We start from the raw sequence: 16,390 nt of genomic DNA on the forward strand, positions 1-16,390 counted from the left end.
TCCTAAGTTTTAAGTTTACCAACCAATCCCGTAATCTTCACCATGGTTGCTGGAACCTCCCCACATACTGCCGTGGATCCAGTCAAAATAGATGGCATTAATCGGGCCGCTTGTTCTTGGCTGATAAGAATTGCGATATCCCATTCTCGAAAGCTCCTTGCGGGTCCAGTCGGGCATATTGTCATTCAGGATCAGTCCACCCGGATCTTTTTCATGTTCTCCGAAACTGGCATACATCTGTAATGTTTTAAAGCTCGGCGCTTCCGTTGCTTCCTGAACCGTCATACCAAATTCAACGATGTTTAGAAAAAACTGAAGCAGCAACTGATCCTGCTCGTCACCTGCCTGTTTTGCAAAAGACAAAAACGGCTTTCCGTCTTTCAGGGCCATGCTTGGCGTTAGGGTCACACGCGGACGTTTGCCCGGTTCAACCACATTGAATGGATTTTCCTTAGCATCCAGTACAAACGACTGCATACGCTGACTTAATCCAACGCCTGTATTTCCCGCAATGCAAGCCGGAACCCAGCCACCGCTTGGTGTGATGGAAACAACCCAGCCTTCTTCGTCCGCAGCTTCCACAGAGGTTGTTCCGGCGGTGAATTCTTCCATAAATTTATCATTCAGCCCATGCTCATTCCGAAGTGAAACCTGCTTGGTACCCCAGGTTTTGATTTGATCTGCAAAAGGGTTTGTTTTGCCCTCAAACGGGTAGGGATCACCTGGTAAAACTTTCGGATCATTCTTTTCCCAGTTAATTTGCTTGATACGTTGTTTTGCATATTCTTTGGAAAGTAAGCCCTTCATAGGTTCTTCCGGAGCAAAAGCAGGATCACCGTAGTAAAAGTCACGGTCTGCAAAGGCAAGATTCATGACCTGATACATTGTGTGTACATATCTCGACGAGTTGTATCCCATTGCTTTTAAATCAAAGTTTTCAAGCATATTTAATGCCTGTAACATAACGGGACCCTGCGTCCATGGCTGCATTTTGTACACATCAATTCCCTTGTAGTTGGTCACCAAAGGCTCTTCGATTTTTACTTTCCAACTGGCCATGTCCTGTTCTGTAATCAAACCGCCCTGTTCCTGGCAGCCGCGTGCGATTTCCTTGGCAATGTCGCCTTTGTAAAAGCGATCATAAGCGGCATAAATCGCCTCTTTGCGATTTTTCCCTTTTTTAAGTGCCTGAGCTTCTGTATCTACCAGTTTTTGTAAAGTGGCAAGAAGTTCTTTTTGAACAAAAATTTCACCTGCGTCAGGTGCTTCTCTTTTTTCTCCCGGGTGTGTCAGAAAAACTTTTTTTGAATAAGGCCATTCCTTAATCTTTTCTTTCCCCCTTTCAATTGAATTAGCGGTCTGTGCTTCAATCGGGTAACCTTCTGCAAGCTGCATTGCCGGCGCAAGCACCTCTTTCAAACTCATCGTACCGTATTCTGCCAGCATGGTCATCAAACCACCAGCTGTTCCGGGAGTCGTTGCGGCGAGTGGGCCATATTCCGGCGGATATTTCATTCCTTTATTTTTGAAAAAATCAGCAGTTGCACCGGTGGGAGCAACACCCATCGCATTCAGGGCGATCACTTTTTTCGTTTTTGGATTGTAGATCAGCGCCTGAGTTTCTCCGCCCCAGCTAAGTACATCCCACATTGTGCAGGTAGAAGCCAGCATGGCACATGAAGCATCAATAGCATTACCGCCTTTACTGAAAATCATAGCTCCCGCTGTTGCCGCAAGTGGTTTTCCGGTAATTGCCATCCAGTGTTTTCCATGAAGCGGCGGTTTTTGCGTGGTAACAGGAAAGTTGTTAAAAGCCTGTCCGAATGACTGGAAATAAGTGCCAGCCATCGCCAGCGAAAATACCAGTAGTTTAATTTTCATATAGTTACCGTTTTTGTAAAATTCTGTTAAAATATTTAAATGCAAAAGGAAGTATGGCAAAGTCGCATTTGGTTGTTATAAATGTAGGTAAAAATTGTAAAATGTTAAGGTGTGCCAGCCGGCAGATCAATATTTATTCTGCTTTGATTAATTCCTGTATAGGACGGATTTTCGAGTTGCTTTAAATTAGAAAAACTTCATAAAATTGGTTAGAAAAGCAAAAAGAAAACCCGCAGGGAACAATAACGCTCCTGCGGGTTTTTGTAAAATGAAAATTCTATAAATATTACTCCTTCACAATCACGTCATGCGCTCCGCCTTCAACAATACTTACAGACGAAACCAAGGTGATGCTCGCTTTTTCCTTCAATTCTGCAATCGAGATTGTTCCGCAGCTGCACATGGTTGATTTGATTTTACCAAGTGTCACAGCCAGATTGTCTTTCAAGGTACCGGCGTAAGGCACGTAGCTGTCTACACCTTCTTCGAATTTCAGACCGTCGGTATCGCCCATATCGTAACGTTCCCAGTTACGGGCACGGTTGGAACCTTCGCCCCAATATTCTTTCACATAATTTCCGTTGACCATCAGTTTGCGTGTCGGGCTTTCGTCAAATCTTGCAAAATAACGTCCCATCATCAGGAAGTCCGCGCCCATGGCAAGTGCCAGTACCATGTGATAATCCTGAGCAATACCGCCATCGGAACAGATAGGTACATAAATACCGGTTTGCTGAAAATACTCATCACGTGCTGCTGCTACTTCAATAAGTGCAGTAGCCTGTCCGCGGCCTATACCTTTGGTTTCTCTTGTAATACAGATCGATCCGCCACCTACGCCTACTTTAACGAAATCCGCACCCGCTTCTACCAGATATAGAAATCCATCTCGGTCAACGACGTTACCGGCGCCAACCTTTACAGCAGATCCAAATTCCTTTTTGATATATTGGATCGTTTCCTGCTGCCATTCCGAAAATCCATCGGAAGAATCGATACACAGAACATCAGCACCGGCTTCGATCAATGCAGGAACTCTTTCCTTATAATCCCTTGTATTTATCCCCGCACCAACAACCAGTTTCTTTTGTTTGTCGGTAAGTTCAAGCGGGTTTTCCTTATGATTGTCATAATCTTTTCTGAATACAAAGAATTTAAAATTATTTTCTTCATCAATAACAGGAAGACTGTTCAGTTTATGTTCCCAGATCAGATCATTGGCCTCTTTCAGGGTTGCACCCAGTTTGGCGGTGATCAAATGATCAAAGGGAGTCATAAACTCCTTTACTTTTTTATCCAGAGAATCTGTTCCAACGCGGTAGTCGCGGCTTGTTACGATTCCAAGTAATTTTCCCTCAGCAGTTCCGTTGTCTGTAATTGCAATGGTGGAGTGTCCTGTTTTTGCTTTCAGCGCGATCACGTCTTTCAACGCATGATCCTGAGTAAGATTAGCCGTACTGATTACAAACCCGGATTTATGGTTCTTCACTTTGCTGATCATCGAAGCCTGCTCCTGGATTGACTGAGAGCCGAAGATGAAGGAAAGTCCGCCGTTTTTAGCGAGGGCTATGGCCATGCCGTCATTGGAAACAGACTGCATTATAGCAGAAACAAAAGGCACATTAAGTTCTATATCAGATGTTTCGCCTTTCGTGTATTTTGTGAGTGGGGTTTTTAGTGAAACTTTCGCAGGAACACACTCTTTCGTCGTCAGACCTGGTATTAATAAGAATTCGCTGAAAGTCCTGGATGTTTCGTTTAAGTACTTGGCCATTGTATTGATTTTAATGTAAAGGCATTTATGGTCGTTATCAGCGACCGATTCTGTATGTAACTAAAATTAGCTGCAGGTAATTCGTTTTTGGGAAAAATATTTTAACAAATATATAAACCGGTTAAATGCAAGTTGCCATCAAGCAAAACGACTTATCTGAGTGGTTGCATTAACAAGACTGCAATTTCCGATATTTTGCCGGGGTATAAAAATGATGAGATGCCTTTGATTTTTTTATTTATCCGAAGCACGGCGAAAAGCTGTACTACGGATGGTACCGGTCGGATGGCTTTTTCGCCATCCGACCGGTAAAAAAACAAGAGATATCTTCAACCTGATGTTTGAAAGCTATACTTTTGAAGTCCTTAACTTCATAATGACAATATGTATAAAACCTTTTCCATTTTCTTCTACCTGCTTTTTCAGGTGACGCTGGCAGCCGGACAAGGAAAATGGCAGTTGATTACGGAAAAGCAAGGGACGAAGGTTTATTCAAAAGAAGTAGCCAACAGCAAAATCAAGGCCATAAAAGCCGAGTGTGTTTTAAATTCTTCCGCATCACAGCTTGTCACTTTGCTAATGGATGTCCCGGTTGCTGAGCAATGGGTTTTTCATACCAAATCATGTGTTTTGGTAAAAATAATATCACCATCAGAACTGTACTATTATTCGGAAGTAAGTTTACCCTGGCCGCTTGAAAACCGTGATTTTGTAGCGAGGATTCGTGTTACCCAGGACCCGGTTACAAAAATTATAACAGTGGATGCACCGGCGGTTCCGGGATGGGTACCGGTCAAAAAAGACCTTGTCCGAATTAGTCACTCGGTTGGCCTTTGGATTATAACGCCTCTGGACAAAGAACATGTAAAGCTGGAATACAGCTTACAGGTTGATCCGGGTGGCGTTCTCCCGGCCTGGCTCGTTAATGCATTTGCCGCGCAGGGACCTTTGGAAAGTTTTAAAGCTATGAAAGAACATCTGCTTTTGCCGAAATATAAAAATGCATCACTTCCGTTTATAACAAATTAAGTTTTCATGACTCCGATTTTTGTGCCTTTCCAGTCAGGAAAAAGTGTTTTGTCGTTTTTAAGGCCTAAGTGTTTATCTGCAACTTCACTGAACACACTTCTGAAATCCGTAGTCACGGCCAGATCTCTTCCGTCTTCCAGATTTTCTACCGCCAGCGGCTGAACGTTGCCGTGAACCAGACCGCCTTTTATGTCATTGCCAAGAATAAAATTGCATGAAGCTCTCCCGTGATCGGTTCCTCTGGTTCCATTCTGGCGAACGGTGCGCCCAAATTCGGTCATGGTCATTACGGTCACATCATCCTGGTAACTGCTCAAATCATTCCAAAAGGCTGTGATGCTATTGCTTAAATCTGCAACGTTCCTTGCGAAAACGCCGTTTTCAGTTCCCTGGTTAAAGTGCGTATCCCAGCCATTCGATTCTGCAAAAGCTACTTCAAGGCCAACATCCATTTTTATCAGCTGCGCAACTTGTTTTAGAGAATTACCAAGTGCAGACGTCGGATAAACGACATTATTGGCTGGTTTATAGTTTTTTATATCTGTTTTGTTCAGCATTTTCATTGCTTCAAAACTTTCCTTCCCGGTTTCCTGCAACAATCCGGAAGCTGTTTTGTCATACAGATCTTCAAAGCTTTTCGCAGCCATATTGGCTCCTGACTGGTTGCCACGCATCTGAATTGAAAAGTCCTGTAAGTTGCTGATCGCCACCGAAGGATTATCTCCATAAAACGACCTGGGCATCGCAGAAGTAAGACTTACCGCTGTAAAAGGTGTGAGTGTATCATGACCTAAAAGTCCGACAGCACGGTTCAGCCAGCCGCTTGCTGTTCCTTTGTTAAACGGAGTACCGGATTCCATATAATCCTGCGCATCAAAATGAGAGCGGGTGGTGTTTGGAGAACCAATTCCGTGAACAATCCCCAACCGATTTTCGCGAAACAGCGGTTCAAAGGACTTCATCGACGGATGCAAACCAAACCGGCCATCGAGATCGATCAACGGTTTGCCGGATGCATTTTGCGCAGCTGACATAAAGAGACCCGGTCGTGCTTCTTTCAGAAAAGTATCTGTGAAAGGTGTCACCGCCATCAGACCATCCATCGCCCCGCGCTGGAAAATGCAAACAAGCGTTTTTTTCTTTTTATAAGGCAACACTAAGTTCGTACCTGCGGCTGCTTGTGCAATAAAAGCAGGTATGCCGCCTGACAAACCAACACCAAAAAGTGCCAGTCCGCCTGATTTGAGAAACCCTCTTCTTGATAACATCAGTTTTTCTGTTTTGAGTTAACGTCTTTGATATTCCGGTGAGCCGATGATAACACCTACAACCTGAGCCAGCATAGCGTTACTTCCAACGCTATTTTGCATTGCTTCCTGTTTGTTTCGACGTGTTTTTATATCAGGTTTTGGGTCCATCTGAACCACATTCATCTGATCCTTTTCAATCGGTGAGGTGGCGTTGCTTGCCTTATCAACTTTTTCAGTGAGTTTCGGATCGTTGAGCATGGGTGAAAGCCTTTCAATGGTTTGCTCCGTGTTGCGTTCAGGAATGATTAGCTTGCTATATGTGATTAAAGCAGCTTGGGAACTTTCGGGCTCATGGTTATTATTCAGTGCTGCCAGGTTTACTTTAATTCCCGGAATTCTTCCGGAAGCAAGTGCCAGGCCAAAATTCATTCTATTCAGCAAAGCGCCGGTGTTGATCCAGTATTGACCTCTATCGGGAAATCCGGTCGGTGCCTGATATGCGTACATTTTTTCACCCATTCGGGTAATCCAGTTATATAGCTGATACGGCTGGGTAATTTCCGCTTTCAAACTGCGTACGGAACCAATAACAAGTTCAAATGGTGATTTTGTTTTTTCTCTCAAAGAAGCCGCCGACCAGAATTCAGGTGAGTTAACCATCGTGATCAGTACTGATTTGATATCTCCATTTTGATCCAAAAATGTTTTTGCCATACGGTCAATCAGCATTTGGGAAGGATTGTCGCTAACAAAACGAACAGCGATTTTTTTAGAAATAAATTTGGCTGTTCCTTGATGATTTGCGAGTTCATGAAGTAACGTTACACCTTCCTGATAACCATTTTCAGTAGTTCCGTAACTTTTACCCAAAACCATTTTTTTACCAGTGTCGTGTCTGTTTGCAGCGAATAAAAAGTCGCCCTCATGAATAAAACCCCGCTTTTCCAGCCGGTCTTCATTTTGGTTTAGTCCTTTTGTCCTGTTGTAAGCAGAAGATGGAAAAACAGTCCAGCCAGTGAGTACCCGAGCTGCCTGCGTTACGTCCTGCTGCGTGTATCCGCCATCGACGCCAAGAGTATGCAGTTCCATGACCTCACGTGCGTAGTTTTCATTTAAACCCTTTTCTTTTTTTGCCTTTTGAAGTTTTGTCATCAGCGAATCCATTTTGCCCTGGTTGTCAGGATTTGCAGCTTTTTTGCGGGAGCGTAAATTCGTGTTTTTATCATTGGCCGAACTGCTGAAATTATCAAGATAGTAAAGCATGGCAGGAGATTTTGCAGTTGCAAGTAACATCACACTGAAATTTCCCAGCGCATTTGGCCTGATCACATCCCGCTCATAGGCAGGTATAAAAGGAGAGCAGTCATTTTTGGTAAGTGAAACATTAAAATGATTAAACCAAAAACTGGTCATTACTTCCTGTAACTGATTCTCGGTATAGGCGGCACGGAGTATTTTCTGGCTAATAAACTGGCGGGTTAGTTCGCGCTGCGGTTTTAATCCCTTTTGCTGCATATAAATGTCCAGCGCCTGACGGTACTGCACCTTATTTGTTTTTACAGAATCCTTGTCGATTGCTCCGTCTTTTACGGCCATCCGCAGTGTCTGTCCCGCTTTGGGATAAATGGCTAAAACTTCTGAATTGGAAAGTTTCAGTGCATCATAATTGGCAAGAAGGCTTTCGAGTGTATCGTCGGGCAAACCTGCAATTAGCTGTTTTTGAAACCAGTTTTCAAGTCCCTGCTTCACAACTTCATCAATTTCTGCCGGTGTGGCTCCGTAGGTGAACCGGCTCAGCAAATGCGCTGCGGCTTGCCGTTCTGTCAGGCCTGCTTTTTTATAGGGGAAATTTGAAGCAGATATTTTGGCCGGATCGGGGTTTTGAAAAGAGGATAAAAACATCCATCCGCCCAAAATAATTAGTACATAACATGAAATAGCTTTCATAAATAAATCCTAATTAATAATGATATGGTACTTGGACAGCTAAATAAGATTAGGTTTAATCCGTCAGGAAAAATTAGTTGTTATTTCTTAATGAGGCTGTTGCATCATTGCAGTAGAGCTTGCAGAATAGACCCTTTTATTTTCAAATCTAACAAACAGATTTCTAAGCATTTTCATTTCAACGACAAACTAACATGAAATACTTCAAAAAAATCGTTTCGCTTTCACTGACTTCCGGAAAAACGGTTGCTTTTCTGATCATTTTTATAGCCTGCGAGAAAGGGGAATCTCAGGTTGCAAAGCCGGCCACACTTCAAGATGCATCGTCCTTTCCGGTTGGTTTTGCCATTGACCCTACGGCAATGAAGGACAATGCGACTTATCAAAAAACGGTACTGGATCATGCGGGCAGTTTTACTGCCGAAAATGTCATGAAGCCCAGTCGTATCAATGCACAAAAAGGTGTTTTTAGTTTTGATAAAGCAGATTATCTGATTGATGTTGCCCAGGCGCAGGGAAAACGTGTACATGCTCATACATTCGTTTGGTACACCAATACGGCACCAGCCTGGATGAAGCAAATCAAAGACTCCACAGAACTGGAAACGGCTTTGAAAACCTATATTCAAACAGTCGGAACGCATTTTAAAGGAAAGGTTGCTTCCTGGGATGTAGTCAACGAAGCCTTTGACAATACAACTGGTGAAATCAGAATGGCATCCGTAGACGACAAGGGGCAAACCCTGCTGAATCTCGGAGGAGTGATCGGAAAGGATTATGTAGCCCGCATGTTTCAGTATGCGCATCATGCGGATCCAGGCGCATTGCTATTTTACAATGAATACGGACAGGAAACCAATGCCAAAAAACTGGATGCGGTTTTGAAAATGGTAACGGATTTTAAAAAGCGTTCGATCCCTATTCACGGTCTGGGTTTACAAATGCACATCAACATCAATACGCCCAATGTAGGAATTGAAAATGCGATTCAAAAATATGCGGATACTGGTTTGATGGTACATATTTCAGAACTGGACATCGCCGTTAACCCAGCCAAAACAAAAGACCTGACTATTACTGCCGAGCTTCTTGAAAAACAATATGAGAAGTACAAATTTGTTGTAAATACCTACAAGAGAATTGTTCCGGTAAAACAGCAATTCGGAATAACGATGTGGGGTGTGAGTGATGCAAACAGCTGGATACCTGGCTTTTGCAGCTGTACGGATTTTCCATTGCTGTTTGACAGCCAGTACAAGACAAAACGTGCTTATGATGGGTTTCTTGATGGTTTAAAGTAAATTCTGTTGATTCACTTCTTTAATATCGTATTGAAATATTAAAGATTTTTAATAGAATTTTTCTAAATCGTTAAATGAATAAATCTTCCTTACTGTTCTCGATTTTAGTTTTTATCACTGTACATTCTGCTAATGCACAAAAGCAGAATTTGCTCTCTTCAAAAGAAAAGAAAGATGGCTGGACATTGTTGTTTGACGGTCAGACCACAAACGGATGGCGGGGCGCTTACAGCACTGAATTTCCTAAACATGGCTGGATTGTTAAAGATGGTGAACTGCGGGGAGAACTTTCTGCCGGTGCAGAATCGGGAGATGCAGGAGATATTGTAACGCTGAAAAGGTACCGTAATTTTGAGATGGTTTTCGACTGGAAACTGGGTAAAGGCGGAAATTCCGGTGTAAAGTACTTCATTGAAGAACGCCAGCCAAAACCGGAAAAAGGTTCTCAGGCAGGTTACGAATATCAGCTGATCGATGACGCGGATTATATTTATATGGATAAAAAACTTCCGCAGGATCTGAAAACCGCTTCAATTTATGATGTAATAGCCGGTGATAAACCGGATGCCAGAATGGATGTCTGGCATAGCTCCAGAATTCTCGTAAACAATGATCATATTGAACACTGGCTCGACGGTAAAAAGGTTTTGGATGTGAACCGGAAAGATACAGTTTTTAAAAACGGAGTTACAGACAGCAAATATAAGAACTATAAAGGTTTTTCAGAGATCCCCGATGGTCATGTGCTCCTGCAGGATCATGGCCATAGCGTCGCTTTCAGGAATATAAAAATCAAAGAACTATGAACCGAAGGAATTTTATAGAAAAGTCATCACTAGCGATAGCAGCCTTTGGAATGCCAACCATTGTTCCGGCTTCTGTTTTTGGAAAAAATGCGCCTTCGAACAAAATTACGATTGGTATGATCGGGACGGGCAGGCAAGGTTTCGGACAGAATCTGCAGGGCTCTGATATGAAAAGTATTGGTACAAGAGTTCCCGGTTTGCTTGATGTGAATGATGCACAGGTGGTCGCCGTGAGTGATGTGGACAGCTGGCGGATGAATAAAGCCAAAACCGTTATCGAGGCGCATTATGGTAAGAATAGTGCTAACGGAACGTACAAAGGCTGCGGTACACATACCGATTTCCGCGAAATGTTAAACCGCAAAGATATCGATGCCATCATGATCTCAACGCCGGATTACTGGCATGTGCCGATGGGGATCATGGCTGCAAAAGCCGGCAAACATGTAAGCTGCGAAAAGCCGCTAAGTATGAGCGTACATCAGGGCAGGGAATTGGTAGATGCTTTAAAAAAATATGGCGTTGTTAACAGGACGGATAGTGAATTTCGCTCTGTACGTCCTCAAAACCATGCTGTTGAACTCGTACGGAACGGCCGGATCGGTAAGCTGCAAAAGGTTGAAGTGTCGTTTCCGTCTGATCCGACCCCGGTAGCTCCGCAGGCAGATATGCCCGTGCCGAAAGACCTTAACTACGATTTATGGCTCGGGCCGATGCCTTACGTACCGTATACAGATATGCGGGTGCACACGCCCTTCGACATTACAAAACGTCCGAACTGGATGAGGGTTGATAATTATGCCCAGGGTATGATTGCGAACTGGGGAGCACATTATTTTGACATGGCGCAGTGGGCAAATAACACTGAATATTCCGGTCCGGTGGAAGTAGAGGGTAAAGGTGAATTTCCAAGAAGTCTTTGGAATTCGATGATCAACTTTGCTGTCACCTACCGGTATGCAAACGGCGTTGAACTCACCTGCGAACAAACACCAACAAGTAAACCGTCTATCAAATACACCGGAAGTGATGGCTGGATTCTGGTTGCGGATTTTCCGGGAACCATCAAGGCAAGTAATCCTCAGATACTCACTTCCAGGCCTGGGAAGGGCGAGCTGGATCTGTCGCAAACGCTTTGGGATAAAACGGATTTTATAGAAGCAGTAAAAACCAGACGTAAAACACTCGAACCGATCGAAGTTGGCCACAGAACAATCTCGATTTCACAGATCGGTCTGATTGCTTGCCAGATTGGCGAAAAGCTCAAATGGGATCCGGCAAAGGAACTGTTTGTGGGCAACAATGCTGCCAACGCATTACTGGCTTCTCCTTTGGCAAGAAAAGAGTGGATCCTTTAAATCTAAAACTTATGAAAGAACTTCTGCTGTGTTTGATTTTTGTTTTTTCTGCAAAAACCGGTTTTACGCAAAAGGTAACAAACGATTTTTTTACACTGCATAATATCATCCGGGGAGACTCGGTTTACAATACATTTGACAAACAAGTGGAACTGATTAAAAAAGCCGGTTTCGCCGGTGTTGAAATTAATCAGACTGAAAGCTTTGAAGGAATGAAAGCGGCGCTCGATAAAAACAATTTTACGGGCTCGTATTTTTATGTAAAACTCAGGCTGGACGAACCGCATGTTGACCCTAAACTTAGACTTTACATCCAGCAGCTGAAAGGAAGCAAAACCATCATCGCGCCCTTTATTTTAAATGATTCCAAAAAGTTTAAACCTTCGTCCCGTGAGGCTGATACGCTGGTTATAAAACTCGTCAGAGAAATTGGTGAGTGGGCGAAAGCGTCGGGTTTGCAGGTTGCTATTTATCCGCATCTTGGCTACTATGTAGAAAGGACCGATCATGCTTTGGAACTTGTGAAAAAGATCAATCAGAAAAATGTCGGGCTTACTTTTAATCTATGTCACTGGCTGGCGACTACTACGGCTGAGGAACGTTCTGATTTGAATCCTCACCTCAATGAACTTAAACCTTATCTGAAAATGATAACTATTTCAGGGGCAAATGACGTTTTTAGCCAGCAAAAAAATGTGTGGGAGGATTATATTCTTCCGCTTGGGAAAGGAAGTTTTGATACTTACGGGATGGTTAAATATTTGGTGAAGGATCTTGGTTTTAAAGCGCCGATTGGTGTGCAGTGTTATAACATCAAAGGTGACAAACCGGAGCTGATAAAAATAACAACTGCTGCCTGGAAGGATTACAAGGTAAGAATCGAAACCGGCAAATGAATCTGGTCACCGAACTTCCGCAAGCCGTTTCCGGTCAAAAACCTTCGTCCATGCGATGGTATATTTGTGCCTTGCTGTTTTTTGCAACGACAATCAATTACATCGACCGGCAGGTTCTGGCCATTCTCGCCCCGCAGCTGCAAACAGAAATTGGCTGGTCGGAAATTGAATATGGTTACATCGTTACGGCTTTCCAGTTTTCCTACGCGATTGGCCTTCTGCTTGCGGGCAAACTAATCGACTTTCTTGGCACAAAAAAAGGATATATAATTTCCATTATTATCTGGTCTTTTGCGGCCATATCACATGCCTTTGCCGGTTCTGCTTCCGGCTTTGGTGTAGCAAGACTGACTTTGGGGATTGGAGAATCAGGCAATTTTCCGGCAGCGATTAAAACGATTTCAGAATGGTTTCCCAGAAAGGAGCGTGCACTGGCAACAGGTATTTTTAATTCAGGTTCCAATATCGGAGCCATTGTTGCACCGCTTTTGGTGCCGGTTATCGCGCTAAACTATGGCTGGCAGTGGGCATTTATAGCTACGGGAATGCTGGGTTTTATCTGGCTTTTGTTTTGGTTGAAGATGATGAAAAAACCAGCTTTACATGCACAGGTAAATGCCTCTGAACTTGCGCTAATCGAATCGGATCATGACTTTGATTCAGGACAGCCGTTGTCGATCCGGCAAATTATCAGCACCAGGAAGGTTTGGGCAATTGCAATCGGTAAATTTCTGACCGACCCGATCTGGTGGTTTTTTCTTTATTGGCTGCCCAAATATCTGCACACGACCTATGGACTGGAACTGAATAAAATAGGACTTCCGCTAATTACTGCTTATCTGATCGCCGATGTCGGCAGCATCGGTGGGGGCTGGGTTTCTTCGAAGTTTCTGAAAATGGGCTGGTCAGTAAATGCTTCCAGAAAGACGACGTTACTGATTTGTGCAGTGCTGGTAATACCCATTTATTTTGTTTCGGGTATTTCCCAGCTGTGGCCGGCAGTTTTGTTGATCGGGCTCGGCATGGCAGCACACACGGGCTGGTCTGCAAACATGTACACGCTCGCCACGGATTTTTTTTCAAAAAGGGATGTAGGTACAGTTGTAGGATTTATCGGTATGTCGGGTGCTGTTGGTGGTATGCTGATGGCCTCTGCAACCGGACATTTGCTTGAAGCCACGGGAAGTTATAAAAGCGTTTTTGTAATTGCAGCTTCCACATACAGTCTCGCCCTTTTAATTATTCATTTACTGGTTCCTGATATCGATTCTGTTAAATCTTAATAAAGAAAAAATGAAATTTACGAAGGAAGACCTTGATACCTACCACCGCGACGGCTACGTGGTGATCCGTAATTTTTTTAGCAAAGAAGAAGTAGATCTGCTTTATAAAATTGCAACGGAAGATGATGTCATGAGTACCAAAAGTTATGACCGTACCGATGCATCCGGCCTCAAAACGAAACTCGCTTTGTGGTATGCACTCGATGAAAGTTTGTACAGTAAGTTCGCTCGCTCAGAGCGGATAGTTGAGGCAGTTGAACAGATACTTGGTGGTAAGGCGGCACACTATCATTCCAAACTAATGCAAAAAGAACCCCGCAAGGGCGGAGCCTGGGAATGGCATCAGGATTATGGTTATTGGTATAAAAACAATGGTTTTTTGCTTCCCGAAATGCTTAGTGCTCTGACGGCTTTGACCCCTGCAACAAAAGAAAATGGTTGTATGCAAATGATAAAAGGTTCGCACAGGATGGGCAGGGTAGAGCATGGTTTTGCTGGCGAACAGGTTGGCGCGGATATGGAAAAAGTCAATGAGGCCCTGAAAATTATGGAGCTCGAATATCTGGAGATGGATGCAGGAGATACAGCTTTTTTTCATTGCAATACCTTACACGCTTCGGCGGCAAACTTGTCTGAAAAACCACGATGGTCTATTATTACAGCCTACAATCTGGCAAGCAATAAGCCGTACAAAGATGTTCACGTAAGCAGTTACAAGCCGATAGAGCCATTTAAAGGGGATTTGTTAAAAGAAGAAGTGCTGAGTATTTCCGATGATGCAGATTTTCTTGTGAAGTAAATCCGGTTCCGATTCTACTTTATAAAATACTGTACGATTATCAACGATTTATGAACATCCGATTTTATGCTCCGCATTGGGGTAACCTGCTGCCTTTTGATACTTTTTGTAAAAATGTAAAGTCTGCTGGGTATGATGGTGTGGAACTGGCATTTTCTTTTGACCAAATGGAAAAACAGGAAATACTCGATACACTTAAAAATTACGACCTGGATTTTGTAGCACAATATTATCAGTCATTTGAAAAGAACCTGGATGAACATGCCGGTAATTATGAGAAACATCTCCGGAATCTGATTGAAGTAAATCCTGCATTTATCAATTGCCAGACAGGGAAGGATTATTACTCTTTTGACCAAAATAAGCGTCTTTTTGATCTGGCAGCAAGGCTTTCTCAGGAATCGGGTATAAAGATTATTCACGAAACACATCGAGGTAAAAGTCTTTACGCGGCAAATATTACATTTCAATATCTGACCCAACTGGCCGATACGCGGATTACGCTGGACATTTCACACTGGTGTAATGTTCACGAATCGCTTCTGGCCGATCAGCAGGAGGAAGTAACTTTAGCCATTGCCCATACCGATCACATTCACAGCCGCGTTGGTCATCCAGAAGGCCCGCAGGTGAATGATCCCAGAGCACCGGAATGGGAGGAGGTACTGCAAACTCATTTAGGCTGGTGGGACAAAGTTGTGGAAACGCATCGGAAGAACGGAACTTCACCAACCGTAACCACAGAATTTGGCCCGGCAACATACATGCCCGTGATGCCATACACACAGCTGCCGCTGGGAAATCAGTGGGAAATTAATGTTTATATGATGAATTTGTTAAAAAAGAGATACACGGAATAAAGTTTTGCCACGGATGGAAATTTAACCAGCTAATAACATTGGTGAAAATTCGTGCATCCGTGGCAAAGAAATTATTGTGGCAAAAAAGTTATTTGCCTTCTCCAAAAATATCCTCCCAACGATAATAGTGAAATACTTTTCCCTCCGACATCACAACAAACAATCCCTTCTGAAACTGTGCATTGAGCGGAAGACTGGTAACGTCTGACCCGTCGCTTTTCAATGCTGAAACTTTTACTATTTTGATCAGTTGATGATCATGTAAGTTGTCGGCGGTACCTTCCCGATTGAAAATGTGGAACTTGCCGGCTCCCTGATCCGAAACGAGAATGTATCCTGATTTCTCTCCGGTTTTATAAATCGAGATGCCTTCATTGTCTTCGGTAAAACCTTTGTTGGCTATCAATGCAAGTTCGGAGCCGCTGCTGTCGGGATCAGCAAAATATTTACGGACGCCAACCTGTTCGTCTGAATAAAAAATGTAGCCGTTTTCATTGTCAGCCGCAATGGATTCAATTTCCTTTTTGCCACTATACTTTCCGAATTTGCGGACGACCTCCCCGGTAACATTTCCTTTTCCGTCATCAGCCAGTTTATATTGCCAGAGGTATCCGTCAGCAGGACCGGTTTTACGGCCAACAATTGCGAAAATTGCTTTATCCGATGGTCGTGTGTAAAGCGAAATACCCATGGGGTCCTGAGTTGTTTCGCCTTTAAAAACTTCGATGCCGCCGTTGTCAATTGCCTTCATATCCGGCAAACTGTAAATGCGGATTTTATTGGCTTCCCGTTCAGTAACTACTGCTATGTCTGTTGGTTTTCCATTAAGTACCAGTCCGTAAGCAATGTCAACATTATTGGGGCGTTTGAGATTTCTTACGACTTTATCCTGAATAATTTTGCCTTGCAAATCAAACACATAAAGTGCCCCGTCCTGGTCTTTGTCTGTTCCGATAATCAGACTTTTGGATGCATCGGCCGGGTTGATCCAGATCGCAGGATCGTCCGTGTCATGTTTAACAGGTTCAGTGATGACTACCGGTTTAATCGCTGACGGATCTGGGGTTGTTTTTAGTGCTTTTTTTGTGCAGGAGGAAAAGGAAAATACAATGGCTAAAAACAGACAGGAAACTATATTTTTATTCATTTTAATAAATTTTTATTTAAAAAACATGAGCCCGGCCGCGGCCAGGCTCATGTCACATT

General features: G+C 43.4%; 13 protein-coding genes. 8 read left to right on the top strand and 5 right to left on the bottom strand.

Going from position 1 to position 16,390, the window contains the following annotated elements; genetic code table 11:
* Positions 1-15 precede the first annotated feature (15 nt).
* A complete protein-coding gene (locus E0F88_RS28065) occupies positions 16-1,848 on the bottom strand; it encodes a gamma-glutamyltransferase family protein (protein ID WP_374756329.1) in 1,833 nt (610 codons plus the stop codon).
* A 319-nt stretch (positions 1,849-2,167) separates the two neighbouring features.
* On the bottom strand, positions 2,168-3,655 hold the full coding sequence (locus E0F88_RS28070) for an IMP dehydrogenase (protein WP_131961663.1): 1,488 nt from the start codon (positions 3,653-3,655) through the stop codon (positions 2,168-2,170).
* A gap of 384 nt (positions 3,656-4,039) precedes the next feature.
* On the opposite strand from E0F88_RS28070, the gene E0F88_RS28075 reads away from it, so the two are divergent.
* Positions 4,040-4,684 carry an START domain-containing protein gene (locus E0F88_RS28075; protein ID WP_131961664.1) on the top strand — a complete coding sequence of 215 codons (645 nt, stop codon included), beginning with the start codon at positions 4,040-4,042 and terminating at the stop codon, positions 4,682-4,684.
* On the opposite strand, the gene E0F88_RS28080 is transcribed toward E0F88_RS28075, so the two are convergent.
* Complete coding sequence (locus E0F88_RS28080; RefSeq protein WP_131961665.1) at positions 4,681-5,952, bottom strand: DUF1501 domain-containing protein; 1,272 nt, start codon at positions 5,950-5,952, stop codon at positions 4,681-4,683. The two genes, E0F88_RS28075 and E0F88_RS28080, sit on opposite strands and share 4 nt — an antisense overlap.
* A gap of 18 nt (positions 5,953-5,970) precedes the next feature.
* Positions 5,971-7,881, bottom strand: coding sequence for a DUF1800 domain-containing protein (locus E0F88_RS28085; RefSeq protein WP_131961666.1), 1,911 nt, complete (start codon positions 7,879-7,881; stop codon positions 5,971-5,973).
* A 194-nt stretch (positions 7,882-8,075) separates the two neighbouring features.
* Between E0F88_RS28085 and E0F88_RS28090 the strand changes: the two genes are divergently transcribed.
* From E0F88_RS28090 to E0F88_RS28120, 7 genes are all read left to right on the top strand, one after another.
* Positions 8,076-9,182 carry an endo-1,4-beta-xylanase gene (locus tag E0F88_RS28090; protein ID WP_131961667.1) on the top strand — a complete coding sequence of 369 codons (1,107 nt, stop codon included), beginning with the start codon at positions 8,076-8,078 and terminating at the stop codon, positions 9,180-9,182.
* A 74-nt stretch (positions 9,183-9,256) separates the two neighbouring features.
* Entirely contained in the window at positions 9,257-9,988 is a 732-nt protein-coding gene (locus E0F88_RS28095) for a 3-keto-disaccharide hydrolase (RefSeq protein WP_131961668.1), read from the top strand.
* Complete coding sequence (locus E0F88_RS28100) at positions 9,985-11,346, top strand: Gfo/Idh/MocA family protein (protein ID WP_131961669.1); 1,362 nt, start codon at positions 9,985-9,987, stop codon at positions 11,344-11,346. Before E0F88_RS28095 ends, E0F88_RS28100 begins: the two co-directional genes overlap by 4 nt.
* An 11-nt stretch (positions 11,347-11,357) precedes the next feature.
* Complete coding sequence (locus tag E0F88_RS28105) at positions 11,358-12,242, top strand: sugar phosphate isomerase/epimerase family protein (RefSeq protein ID WP_165940175.1); 885 nt, start codon at positions 11,358-11,360, stop codon at positions 12,240-12,242.
* Entirely contained in the window at positions 12,239-13,525 is a 1,287-nt protein-coding gene (locus E0F88_RS28110; RefSeq protein WP_131961671.1) for an MFS transporter, read from the top strand. The genes E0F88_RS28105 and E0F88_RS28110 overlap by 4 nt, the downstream gene beginning before the upstream one ends.
* 10 nt (positions 13,526-13,535) lie before the next feature.
* On the top strand, positions 13,536-14,324 hold the full coding sequence (locus E0F88_RS28115; RefSeq protein WP_131961672.1) for a phytanoyl-CoA dioxygenase family protein: 789 nt from the start codon (positions 13,536-13,538) through the stop codon (positions 14,322-14,324).
* A 50-nt stretch (positions 14,325-14,374) separates the two neighbouring features.
* Positions 14,375-15,184, top strand: a complete 810-nt coding sequence (locus tag E0F88_RS28120) for a sugar phosphate isomerase/epimerase family protein (protein ID WP_131961673.1) — start codon at positions 14,375-14,377, stop codon at positions 15,182-15,184.
* Positions 15,185-15,272: 88 nt separating this feature from the next.
* On the opposite strand, the gene E0F88_RS28125 is transcribed toward E0F88_RS28120, so the two are convergent.
* On the bottom strand, positions 15,273-16,331 hold the full coding sequence (locus E0F88_RS28125; RefSeq protein ID WP_131961674.1) for a phytase: 1,059 nt from the start codon (positions 16,329-16,331) through the stop codon (positions 15,273-15,275).
* Positions 16,332-16,390 lie beyond the last annotated feature (59 nt).

Origin of the sequence: Dyadobacter psychrotolerans, from assembly GCF_004349265.1 — a bacterium.
GTDB lineage: Bacteria > Bacteroidota > Bacteroidia > Cytophagales > Spirosomataceae > Dyadobacter > Dyadobacter psychrotolerans.